This window comes from Vreelandella profundi, assembly GCF_019722725.1.
Taxonomy (GTDB): Bacteria; Pseudomonadota; Gammaproteobacteria; order Pseudomonadales; family Halomonadaceae; genus Vreelandella; species Vreelandella profundi.
Genome location: NZ_CP077941.1, coordinates 1,182,157 through 1,194,580 on the forward strand (window position 1 = coordinate 1,182,157; position 12,424 = coordinate 1,194,580).

Annotated in this window: 5 protein-coding genes; all 5 read right to left on the minus strand. The window is 56.8% G+C overall.

The features are described 5' to 3' along the window. Genes KUO20_RS05445 through KUO20_RS05465 form a run of 5 tightly spaced genes read right to left on the minus strand, consistent with a single transcriptional unit; the run spans position 1 to position 12,424 of the window. Complete coding sequence (locus tag KUO20_RS05445; RefSeq protein ID WP_235041873.1) at positions 1-1,314, minus strand: aminotransferase class I/II-fold pyridoxal phosphate-dependent enzyme; 1,314 nt, start codon at positions 1,312-1,314, stop codon at positions 1-3. Then, the gene (locus KUO20_RS05450; RefSeq protein WP_235041874.1) at positions 1,311-8,762 is read right to left on the minus strand and encodes a type I polyketide synthase; all 7,452 of its coding nucleotides are present in this window, start codon (positions 8,760-8,762) and stop codon (positions 1,311-1,313) included. Before KUO20_RS05450 ends, KUO20_RS05445 begins: the two co-directional genes overlap by 4 nt. Next, positions 8,759-10,384: an LTA synthase family protein gene (locus KUO20_RS05455; protein WP_235041875.1), complete on the minus strand. Its 1,626-nt coding sequence runs from the start codon at positions 10,382-10,384 to the stop codon at positions 8,759-8,761. Before KUO20_RS05455 ends, KUO20_RS05450 begins: the two co-directional genes overlap by 4 nt. After that, positions 10,377-11,189: an SDR family NAD(P)-dependent oxidoreductase gene (locus tag KUO20_RS05460; protein WP_235041876.1), complete on the minus strand. Its 813-nt coding sequence runs from the start codon at positions 11,187-11,189 to the stop codon at positions 10,377-10,379. Before KUO20_RS05460 ends, KUO20_RS05455 begins: the two co-directional genes overlap by 8 nt. Further along, on the minus strand, positions 11,186-12,424 hold the full coding sequence (locus KUO20_RS05465; protein WP_235041877.1) for a capsule biosynthesis protein: 1,239 nt from the start codon (positions 12,422-12,424) through the stop codon (positions 11,186-11,188). Before KUO20_RS05465 ends, KUO20_RS05460 begins: the two co-directional genes overlap by 4 nt.

Here is a 12,424-nt window from a genome sequence, read left to right on the forward strand (position 1 = left end):
TTAGGGCAGCAGTCTGGCGAGTGCATCTAGCGTTTGATCAACCTGCGACTGAGTATGATCACACGAAAGGAAGAAGCGTAGCCGCGCGCTTTTTTCAGGAACCGCCGGGTGCAAAATTGGCTGTACGTTAATGTGCTGAGCCAGTAGCCCATGGGAAAGCCGAGCGGCGGCGGCTGAGCTGCCAATAATCACCGGGACCACCGCTGCACCGATGCTTTTGCCGGTATCCAGCCCGCGCGCCTTTGCCTGCTCAAGGAAGTAGCGCGAAATGCTGTGGAGTCGCTGTACGCGTTCCGGCTCCTGCTGAAGTAGTTCTAGGGCCATCAAGGAAGGCGCAGCCACCTGGGCTGGCATGCCAACGCTGTAGAGAAAGCCTGGCGCAAGGTAGCGAAGCATTTCAACCAACGGTTTGCTGCCGGCAATATAGCCCCCGCAGCCCGCCATGGATTTACTCATGGTGCCCATCCAGATATCCACGTCTCGCGAGTCGATATCAAAATATTCGCGCAGCCCAAGGCCGGTATCGCCCATCACACCAAAAGAGTGTGCTTCATCAACCATTAGCCATGCTTGATGGCGCTGCTTAATTTCGATAAAGCGGGGAAGCTCAGGGATGTCGCCATCCATGCTGTAAAGCCCTTCAATCACCACCAGCACGCGTTCAAACTGATGGCGGTGACGTGCTAACAGGGCTTCCAGCGCAGCGGGATCGTTATGGCTAAACGACATGCGTTTAGCGCCAGATAGCTGCGCGCCGACTAACGAACTGTTGTGAATATATTCGTCGTGAAGCACCAGGTCTTTAGGGCCAAGCAAATAGCCAAGCGTTGACACGTTGGTCGCGTGGCCGCTGACAAAGGCGACGGCATCTTCAACGTCATACGCCTTCGCAAGGGCCTGTTCCAATTCCTGGTGGATGGGCCGCTCGCCGGAAACCACGCGGCTGGCAGAAACCGATGTGCCATAGCGTGCTACGGCATCACAGGCGGCTTGGTTAATGCGCGGGTCGCCGGAGAAGCCAAGGTAGTTGTAGCTGGCAAAGTTAATGCAGGTTTGTCCATCGATGACGCTGGTCGCTCCGGCGGTGCCTTCATGCACTTTAAAGAACGGATCGATCAGGCCCAGCTGCTCCGCAGCTTGACGCATCATGGCAATTTGCTGGTAGCCAGGCTGGGCATCAAAGCGTGTGAAACGCTCGGGCACCGGACGCTGCTCTGCCCCTTGCTCAGATGAGGCATTGCTAGCACGCGACGTGGAACGCCTGCGTGCTTGTTCCAGAAGCTGTTGTTTCAGGTCAGAGCGCTTAGCAGTCATGATGTCTCGGTTGTCGATGATGATGTCGCGGGCGCCGGCTCGACGGTCAATTTTTCACTGCCGAAACCCTCCGTGCCGTGCTGTGCGGCCAGCGAAGCAATCGCATTCTGCGAGTCGTCGTCAATGTCGTCGTGCTGATGCATTTTTTGAATCAGCACACCCGCCAATTTATCCAATGTCGATGCTTCACTGAGTACCATGACTGACACCTGGACGCCCAAACGGTTCTCAATGGCCGTCATTAGCTCAACGCCCATCAGCGAGTCAAAGCCCATGTCGTAAACCGAGCGATGAACATCGAGCTTGTCTTCATCAATCAGCAGGATGCTGGCAAGCTCAGTGCGCAGCAGCTCTGTTACCGTGCTGTGCAGCTCCTCAGGAGAAAGGTCGGCCAGCAGGGCGCTGATGTCATCGTCTGCATCCACGCTGTTATCGTCGTCGCTGGCGCGGGCAATTTCGTTAAAGCGTGGCGCTTCAGCTGTCGGCAGGAAGCGAGCAAGCGCGCCCCACTCAAGCTCTAGCACGCCCAGGCTTGGCCCTGGCGTTAACAGCATTTGTTCGAGCACGTTAAGCGCGTCATCTGAATGCAGCGCCGAACCGCCTAGGCGTTCTTGCAGCGCATCCCGAGTGCGGGTGTTGCGCGCCAAAAAGCCAACATCGTCAATTGCGCCCCAGCGTACGCAGGTTGCCGGTAAGCCTGCCGCGCGCCGGTTTGCGGCAAAGCCTTCCAGCCAGTGGTTAGCCGCCACGTAGCTGGCTTGGCCCGGGTTGCCGAACAGCGTAGTGGCAGAGGAGTAGACAATAAAGAAGTCCAGCGTCGTCTCGCGCGTCAGCGCATCTAAATGCCGGGCGCCGTCTATTTTGGGCGCCAATACTTTCTGGATACGCTCGGCATCTAAGTTGCGAATCAAACCGTCGTCAATCACCGTGGCGGCGTGAACAATGCCGCGCAGCGGTGCGAGCTCGCTTTTCGCCCGCTCAAGTGCTGCTGCCAGTGCGGAGCGATCGGTAATGTCACAGGCTAAGGCGAGTACTTTCACGCCTTCCCGCTCAAACGCCGCAATAGCCGTTTGGGCCTCTTCGCTGGCGGGGCCGCTGCGGCTAAGCAGAATCAGCTGCCGGGCGCCTTTCGCTACCAGCCACTGAGCCGTTTTTAAGCCAAAGCCGCCGAGGCCGCCCGTCACTAGGTAGCTGGCATCTGCGGATAGCTGCATCGCTGCTGTGCCCATTAAATCGTTCTTGGGCGGCGAGATAGCCTGTTCGTACGTCACAACCACTTTGCCGATTTGTCGCGCCTGCTGCATGTAGCGGAAAGCGTCAATCACCTGGCTGTGGCTGAACGAGGTAAACGGCAGTGGGTTCAGCGTGCCGTCATTAAACAGTGCCATCATTTCGCCAAACAGGCGCTGGGTGAGCGCAGGCTGCACCTTCATAAGCTGGTCGGAATCGATGCCAAAGTAGCTCAGGTTGTTGCGGAAGGGGCGCAGGCCAATGTGAGTGTTTTCATAGAAATCGCGCTTGCCTAGTTCCAGAAAGCGACCAAACGGGCGCAGCGCGCGCAGGTTCTGATTGATTGCTTCCCCGGCTAGTGAGTTAAGCACCACGTCAACACCTTCGCCCTGGGTATCTTCGAGGATCTCCTCGGCGAAGGTGAGCGAGCGTGAATCGTAAAGCCGCTCGATGCCCATCAGGCGTAGGAAATCGCGCTTTTCGTCAGAGCCGACCGTGGCGTAAATTTCCGCACCCAGCCACTGAGCGATTTGTATAGCCGCAATGCCCACGCCGCCTGCTGCGCCGTGAATCAATACTTTTTCGCCTGGTTCTACCCGGGCTAAATGCTTTAGCGCGTAGTAGACCGTGAAGAAAGTGGTGGGAATAGTGGCCGCGGCGGCAAAGCTAATGCCTTCCGGCAACGGCGCGACAGCATGTTGGCTAGCGATGACGCGGTCACTGAAGCTGGCCGGGCCGAAGCCCACCACGGCTTGCCCAGGCGTCACGTGCGTCACGTTGCTGCCCACGGTTTCCACCACGCCCGAAAACTCAAGGCCTAGCGTTGGTCCGGCAAAGCCGTTTTCAATCGCTTCATCAGAGAGCAGGCCCAGGGTATACATTACATCGCGGAAGTTCAGCCCGGTGGCTTTAACGCGAATTTCTACTTCGTCAGCATCGGCTTCGGGCAGTGGGCGCGGGCGCCATGCCAGCTGGCGTAGCTGGCCGGGCATAGCAAAACCCAGCGTCATCGCCTGGCGCGGCTGCTCGCTTGAGGCTGGCGCTGCTGGCTGCGGCGCGGGTAGCGTGCGTAGTCGCGTCGCAAAGCGATGGCCTTGGCTATCGATCAGTGCTTCGTTTTCGCTATCCGGCTGACTGAGTATCTTCGCCCATGTTTTAAGAGCCGGCCCGCTAATGGCCGCCGGTATATCCAGCAGATAAACGCTATGCCCCACGGCTTCATTGGCAAGCGAGCGGCCAAAGCCCCACAGCACAGCATCGCCTGGTGCATCGTTATCATCAGGCGTGTGGCTAGTGCCTGGCATTGTTTGCCAAAGCGGGCTAAGACCACGGGTGACCAGCCATAGTGAGGCCGCGAGCGACTGCTGCTCTAGTGCCAGCGTCCACTGCAAAGCGTGTTCGCAGCGTGCAGTTTGCTCGGCGGTGCTGCTTGCGCCTAGGCCGCGCAGGTCGATCACATTAAGCGTTAGATCACTATGGTTCACTAACTCTGGCTGGGCCAGCACATCAGCCAATAACTCAGCAGGTGCGTTTTGGCTGACGCTGAGCAGGGCTGGCGCACCCAGCTGCTGCAGCGTTTCAACTAAGCGTGCTGCGAGGGTTTCGCTAGCTGAATCAGCGACCACCAAGTGGCGTCGTGAGGTGGCGGTTGAAACCGCTGCCGCTGACGTTTCTGGATAGTGTGCATGCAGAAGATAAGCGCCGCTGCCGCTTTCTTCTAACGCTATGGGCGCAGAAACGACAAAGCCTTGATCGTTTAGCCAGCCGATCAGCGTATCTTGCTCCAGCGCCGTTTGATCGATACCCGGTGTGGCCAGCAGATCATCAAGCCAGCGGCTGGGAGCAATGCCCACCAGCATTAGCTGAGCGCCAGGGGCCAGCTGCGCGGGTAGCGCTTCAATTAACTGACGCGTGGCGAAAGGCTGAGTGACATCGATGCTGACGAATGCCAGCTGTGCTTTTCCAGCGCAAGCCGGTTCAGCAAGCGAAGAAGAATCCTCTTGGCTCAGATGCTGTACGTCTATCAGCGGGAAGCGTTCTTGCAGCTGATCGGCCTGATGGCGGGCGGTGTCGTGGGTGGTAATCACACGATAATGGCTGAGGTCGCTATTGGTTGCTTGCCCGCTGCGCTCCAGTAAACGCTCGCCAAGCGCAGGCGCACTAGGGCCGGCTTCCAGTAGCTGCAGGCGCTGCCCGGCGGGTAGTGACGCTAACAGTGCGTCCACCAACTCCCCCAGCTCGCCCGCGATGGCTTGCCAGCCGCTTTCACCCACTAGAACACGATTTAAGCGCGCTAGTTGGTTATGGCTAATGCCTAGAGAGTCTAAGTCGCTGGTGCCGCTACGCAGTGCCTGCTGATGTAATCCCAAACGGCCAACGAGGTGAATCGGGGCAAAGTAGTCTGGGTAATCTTGTACCAGCAGTTGCCAGATAACGTCTGGTGAATGCTGATCTTGAGATGCTTCGTGCGCTGTTTTTTGAGCTGTTTGTTGAGCCAAGCTTTGCTGGGTAAACGCCTCGCTCAGGCTATCAAGCAGCGGTGCTACCTCATTGCCATAGCGTTGGCCGGTTCGTTCAGCGTAAGTGCTGGCGATATTGGCCAGCTGCGTCAGTGCTTCGGCGGGGAATGCCAGCGGTCTGGCCTGTAGCGGCGCTGGGGTGAGCTCAATATCAAGATAGCTAAAGTGCTGATGATGGGCGCGGTTGAGACGAATTGCTTTAAAGCGCGTTTTGCTCAGTACGGCAACAGCGTTCCCGGCCGCGTCATACAGCTCAAAATCAGCGGTAAACGAGTGCGGCGCACGTTTGCCCATCACCGCGCGGGCTAATACGGGCGCGCCTGCCTGGGTATTTACCTGAATGCGCCCAACGCGTACCGGCACAAAGGCCAGCTGCGCAGCAAACTCGCTGTGCTGCGCGAGCAGCGGTATAAACATTTGAAAGGCGCTGTCGAGAATGCCGGGGTGAACATGCAGTGTGGTGAGCTGCGCCTGAATCGAGTCCGGCAGGGCGATTTCGCCTATGACCGCATCGCCTTCAATCCATCCGCGTGAAATGGCCTGAAAAGAAGGGCCGTAGTGCAGGCCAATGCGCTCGGCCATTTGCAGGTGGTCGTTTAGCGTATAGTCCGGCGCGCGGCTGGGGAGCACGGGTGCTCTGCGATTAAGCAGGAAGCCACGGCTCTCACGCATTGTGCGGGCCACGGCGTTGAGCTGCCATTCACTGCTGGTCGCTGGTTCGCGAGAGTGAATTTCAAGACGGCCGTCTTCCGGCAGATAGGTAAGGCGCATGGCGCGACCATGTGTGCCGTCTAGCAACAGCGGGGCGCGAATTTCCAGCTCTTCTATATCCAGCAGCGGAGTGTCTTTTAGCTGCAGCGCTGCCGCAAGCGTGAGCTCTACAAAACCGGCGCCGGGGAAAACCGCCCCTTCGCCAACCACGTGGTCTGCCAGCCAGGGCAGGCGCTGGGTATCAAGTTGGCTTTCCCACGTGTGTTCATGCTGAGACAGCGGGTAGCCCAGCAGTGGATGCTGATAATAGCGGCCGAGCAGACCTTGGCTGTCGCCGGTGCTTTGTACCCAGTGATGCTCGCGTTGCCAGGCATAGCGCGGCAACGAGACGCGCCGACCCTCAACGGGGAAAAAGTTGCTGTCTAGAGCAAGGCCGCTCAGCAGCATCTGGCTTAAGCAGCGCTGTAGTCCATCCAGCCCCGATTTGTGGCGCTCAATGGTGCCAAAAACGAGGCCTGGGCATTCTAATTGGCGCAGTGAGTCGTTGAGATAGCGACGCAAAATAGGGTGCGCGCCGATTTCAATAAACACGTTATTGCCTTGCTGAATCAACGCGCTTGCGGCAGCGTCAAACAGCACCGGTTCACGGATATTCTTCCACCAATAGGTGGCATCTAACTCATGACCGTCAATCAGCGTGCCGGTCACGGTGGAATAGTAGGGAATTTGCGTGGGCTGCGGGGTAATGTCGCCCAGTGCATGAACGACGCCTGCTTCAATGCTATCCATTGCCGGGCTGTGGAAGGCGTAATCCAGCGGTAAACGCTTAGCGAAAATACTTTGCTCGCTCAGGGCCGCTTCCAATGCGCTTAGCTGTGCGCTGTCGCCTGCCAGGGTAATGCCTTTCGGGCTGTTAATGCTTGCCAGGCAAACGTTTTCGAACGCAGGCTTTGCCAGCCATTCGGCAATGTCGTCGGCGCTGATAGCGACAGCGGTCATGGCGCCTTGGCCACGCGTTTTACCCTGATAGTCGCTACGAAAGTAAATGACTTTGACCGCATCTTCCAAGCTTAGCGCGCCGCTGGCCCAGGCGGCGGCAACTTCACCGACGCTATGGCCGAAAACCGCGGTGGGCATAATGCCTTGTTGGCGCAGCCACTCTGTGAGAGCTATCTGCAGTGCAAACAGAGCAGGTTGCGCTATCTCAGTCAGTGCAAAACGGTCTTGCTCTGGCTGGGCTTCGGCCTTTGGATTTTCAGTATTGTGACCTTCAAGCTCGGCGCGTAAAGAGAAACTACCGTACTGCTGGAATAATGCATCAACACGGTCTATCGCCTCAGCGAAGACCGGTGAGTCCTGTAGCAGGTCGCGCCCCATGGTTTCCCACTGGCAGCCGTTGCCGTCATAAACAAAGACAGGCCCCGCCGCGTTGGATAAGCGCGTAAGTAGCGTGGCGCTTTTTGTTTCACCCGCCGCAAGTTTACTCAGCGCGATAGCCGCTTCTTCTGGCGTCTGAGCAAACAACAGAGCGCCGTGGCTATGCTGGTCGCGGCGGTTAAACAGCGTATGGGCTATATCGTACAGCTGCGTAGTGCCGTTTTCGCGCAAATAGCTGGCCAGCGCTGCGGCGCTTTGCGTGAGCGCGGCTTCGCTGCGCGCGCTAAGGCGAATGGGTAGCTGTGCGCCGGGCGCTTGTGGCGTTGGCTGAGCTCGTTCAGGTGGGCTTTCTAAAATAACGTGGGCATTGGCCCCGCCAAAACCGAAAGAGTTAATGCCAATAACCAGCCGGCCCTGTTTTTTCAGCGCTTGGCCCTTGGTGACCACCGATAGATTCCACTCATCAAATTTGATGCGTGAGTTCAGTTTACGAATGCCAATGGTGGCCGGTACTTCGCGGTGCTGAATGCTATAAAGCGCTTTTGCTAGCCCCGCAACGCCAGAGGCCGTTTCCAGGTGGCCAAGGTTGCTTTTAACTGAGCCAATAAGTAGCGGTGTTTTACGGTACTGACCGAGCGCCTCGCCAATGGCGCGAGCTTCAATCGGGTCGCCCACAGCGGTGCCGGTGCCATGAGCTTCTAAGTAGTCGATCTCATCCGGCGCTATGCCCGCCTGCTGATAGGCGCGCTTCATCAAGTCAATCTGGGCGCTGGGGTTCGGGACGGTCAGGCCAGATTTGTGACCGTCGGTGTTAACCGCCGAGCCTGCGACAACGGCCATAATATTGTCGCCATCGGCAACCGCTTGATCATAATCTTTGAGCAGGAAAATGCCGGCGCCTTCCGAGCGCACATAGCCGTTGCCCGACTCATCGAATACTTGGCAGCGGCCCGTCGGTGAGAGCATGCTGGCTTTGGAGAAAATAATAAAACCGTAAGGGTGCAGGTGTAGGCTAATGCCGCCTGCCAGCGCCATATTAGTTTCACCGCTGCGAATCGATTGGCAGGCCTGGTGAAAGGCCACCATAGACGACGAGCAGGCAGTATCCAGCGACATGCTGGGACCATGTAAATCGAACACGTAAGACAGCCTGTTCGATGCAATGCTCGACGTATTGCCGGTAGCGGTTGAGGCATCAATCGCCGCCATATCGTCTGCGATGCGATAGGAATAGTCTAAGCTGGCGACGCCTAAAAACACCCCGCACTGGCTGCCACGCAGAGAGCTAGGCGCGATGCTGGCATCTTCCATGGCCTCCCAGGCAAGCTCTAGCAACATGCGCTGCTGAGGGTCCATGTTGGCCGCTTCACGTGGCGAAATACCAAAAAACTCAGCGTCAAACCCGCTGATATCACCCAGGCTACCGGCGGCAAACGTCACGCTGGTGCCGGGGTGGCGTTTATCCGGGTGCTGAAAAGCCTCGTGGCTCCAGCGGTCAGCGGCCACTTCAGTGACTAAATCTTTTTCGGCTTGCAGATCCTGCCAGAACGTTTCAGGGGTGGTGCCGGGGAAACGATGGGCGGCACCGATAATGGCAACGCGTTTAGTCATTCTTGCTCCTGAGGTTCTGGTTCTGCCTTGATCATAACGCTACTTATATCGTGTCCAAACACTTGTTTGAATAACTGGACGCCAAGTTCGTTTGCGGCTAATTCGTAAGGCTCGTTGGCACATGCCAACCGTTCGCCCGCTGCTGGCAACTGCTCTGCCTGTGGGCCCTGCGTTGACCATATCATGTAGGGGGTACGGCTATCCGGCGGCGTAAAATATTCATAGGCCTCCGGTAGAATAGGCACATGGTCACCATACCAGCCTAGCAGCCCCTGTCGATTTGCTGTATTTAATGCGCTTTTAACGCTCGCTAGCATCTTGTCGGATTCACTGAGATGGTGCAAATAGACAGCAAGATCACGTAAATGATTCGGTAACGGCCAAGTTGCGCCGGGCATTGTTGTAGCTAGCGTGTCTTGACGGGGCGTTTCTAAGTGCAGCGGGCCGTGATTTTCCATGGTGATCACAAAAACAAATAGCGGCCTATTATCGTCATCTTCAAGCAGGCGTCCAATCTTTCGTGCCACCGCTCTGTCACCGATATATTGACCTGCTTTGTCGCTGCTCTCAAATGCACTGATATCGATGAATTGGTCAAAGCCCATTTGCGGCATCACTTTGTGGCGAAAATAAAAACTTGCCAGGTAGGGATGTACGCAGACCGTACGGTAACCCGCAGCTTTAAGGGCACTTGCCAAGCTGGGCAGCGGGTGGCGCGATAACGTACGGTAAGGGTTGAATTGGCGCGCTCCCCATTTTTCAGGAGCGATGCCCGTTAGTACGGCGCATTCGGTGCGAACGGTATTGGCGCCCCAGGCAGGCACGTTTAGCGAGCCGTGAAGCGTAGCGCTTGCGCGGGTGGCATCAAAATGATGAAGAAGGCCGCTGTCAATCTCGTCACACCACGAGCGTGGGTCAAAAAATGACTCGCTCTGAATTAATACCACATTGGGCAGTGATTGCTTGGCTTGATGCGCTTTCGCAACGTCCGTTAATGCGTGAAAAGGCGATTGCTCAGGTTTAGGCACTGGGGAGCGCATCAGTGCCACGCCGTAGGCCCAGAGGCTGGCAAATAGCCCTAACTGGTGCATGTCGTGTACGGGTTGCAATGTGATGGCAGGCTGCTTAGGGAGACTGAACGACAGCAGCAGCACGCCTATGGCAATGATCTCAAACGCACCGATTAAGAAGCGGCTCGCGCCTTCGCTCGTAACAAGCGACGTTTCCAAATAGAAAAAAACACCGATAGCCACAGCCCCGGCGCTGCTAGCGGCAATTGCAAGCCCAACGCCAAAGAAGGGAACGTAAAGGCGTGGATGCAAAATAGCGTCCCAGAAATATTCAAAATCGTGGCAGATAAACGGCTCGTTGAGCGTGCGTGATTTGCTATTGCTCGACTGAATAACAACCAATTGCAGCGAAAGCACTACCACTACCGTAAACCAGGGGCGTTGTAGCAGTAATGCCAAGAGTCCAAAGAGCAGCAGCCAAGAGCCGGTATGGGTGACATTAACCGCGATGCTGCGCTGCCAAAATGGGCGCGGTCGCGGGTTGAGCAAAGCTTCAAAAGCGCTGCACATTATCAGCCCCACAAGAAGTGGCCACATCAGCGCACTAATCATGAGGCGTCTCCCCGTGATGATTAAAGCCCAGGCGTTGAATTAGCCACTGAGAAACGCCACCGGGCAGTACGGCAAGCCACCAGGTGCCAAAGTTAAGCGGGAAGGGAAAGCTAATGCGCGAGCGATTAGTCGCGATGCCGCGCTTAATCGCCTTAGCGGCGCGCTCGGGGGGCCATTCCCAGGGTTTAGGCCCAGGCATAGCGTCACACATAGGCGAGGTAACATAGCCGGGCATCACCACTGTCACGCCAATGCCGTGAGGGGCTAGCAGCCCGCGAAGGCCTTCGCCGTAAGCTTTTATGCCTGCTTTACTAGCGCTGTAGCTGGGCGTAGTGGGCAAGCCGTGCCATGCGGCAAGCGAGCTAATAAAGACCAGCTGACCGCTGCCACGATTTTGCATAGCAGGTACTAAATGCTGTGCCATCGCGATAGGCGTTTTAAGGTTAAGATCTAGCAGCGCTTGTACTTCTCCCCAGGGCTCTAGCATGTCGGCTCCTTGGGGATGGGTGTTTTTGCCCGCGTTAGCGATGACGATGTCTGGCACTTGGTTGGTGCATAGTTCGTCCAGCCACGCCTTTAGAGCATGATCATCGGTTAGGTTGATGTTCGAAAGCGTGACCTTGGCACCCTGATGGCGGCAAATCTCGGCTAGGGCCTCTAGTTTATCCTGCTGTCGTCCGTGCAGGATAAGCTGCGTATTCGGAGCAGCGTAGGCGCGCGCCAGGGCACCGCCAATGGCGCCGGTAGCGCCGGTGATCAGGACGCAGCGATGATGGTTTTCAGCCGCTTTCTGAAGGGTGGTCATAGCAGTTTCTCCAGCGGCGACGGGCAGGCTTCTAGCACCCGCGCGGCGTTGTCGACGGCTAAATCAATGCTAGGCTGGCAGTAATAGCCGCCATTGATTTGAACCGCATGCATCACCGTTTTCTGAAAATAGCCAAACAGCTCTGCGCTAGGCGGCTGTGGCTGCTGCCAAAAGTCTTCAAGGCTGCCTTGGTCGGTGAGCCCCGTCAGATTGTAGATAGGGTCGCTTAGTGCGAACGTTGGGCAGTGTTTTTCAAGCGAAACGATACCCACCGTACTGTTAACGGTTACGTTGCCTTTGGCGTGCTTGAGCAGCGCGTTAAGGTCGCCAGACTCCAGGTAAACAATGCGCCCTTGCAAGCCGTAGTGATCAGCGAGCCGGCGGATGATTTTAGGATAGTTGGTGAGGCCCATATCCAGCGGATGATTCTTAATGCACAGCATCGCATCGCTGGGTGCATGCTGCGCAAATGAGCCCATAACATGCTCCATCACTGCCTGCATATCGGCGTAGGGTGAGTGGTAGCGAATCTGGGCATCGCTGTTTAATTGCAGCGGCAGCATAAAGTAGGGGCGGCCGCTCTCAATCAGTTGTTTGATACGCTGGGCGTCGCGTTTTTTCCAGAACTTCAGCTGGGTGAAGCGCTTGACGTAGCCTGCATACTCAACGGGTGCGCTAATTGGCGCATGATTGCGATAGCGGGGCGCGACCAGCGAGTTCGCCAGGCCAGCCAAGTGATAGCTAACGTCATGCATTGCGCGAATCTTAAAAGAAGATCGAAAGCGCACCGGGGTGGGTGGTTCGGGTAGCGCTTTGCCGGTCTCGTAAAACCAGCGTGGATCACGGGGCAACAGCGAATGGCCATTAACGCCTTCACGCTCTAAGGTAATCCAGAAGGGGCGAAAGTAGCCTTCTTCAAACACATGAGTACGTACGCCAGCTGCCGCCGCATTATCGACCGCGGGGCGATGAATGGGCCTACGGTCACCAAACATCACTTGGTCAGTAATGGCGTACTTTTGCCACAGTGCTTTGATATAACCAGGTAGCTCGTCTTCAGCGCCGCGAAAGAGGTGGCTTTCGCCATGGGTACGCTGCCAGTAGGCGATATCGCCTGCATTGAAGTTGACCTTTACAACGCGATGCCCGTCATTCACCAGGCGCTTGGCTAAGCGTGGGTAAAACGGTGAGCACACGCCTTGCAAAAATAAGAATGCACGCTTCGGATGCTTCAA

Excerpts from the sequence above, each read along its gene's own strand:
- KUO20_RS05445 (WP_235041873.1), bottom strand. The coding sequence starts at position 1,314 with ATGACTGCTAAGCGCTCTGACCTGAAACAACAGCTTCTGGAACAAGCA.
- KUO20_RS05450 (WP_235041874.1), bottom strand. The coding sequence starts at position 8,762 with ATGACTAAACGCGTTGCCATTATCGGTGCCGCCCATCGTTTCCCCGGC.
- KUO20_RS05455 (WP_235041875.1), bottom strand. The coding sequence starts at position 10,384 with ATGATTAGTGCGCTGATGTGGCCACTTCTTGTGGGGCTGATAATGTGC.
- KUO20_RS05460 (WP_235041876.1), bottom strand. The coding sequence starts at position 11,189 with ATGACCACCCTTCAGAAAGCGGCTGAAAACCATCATCGCTGCGTCCTG.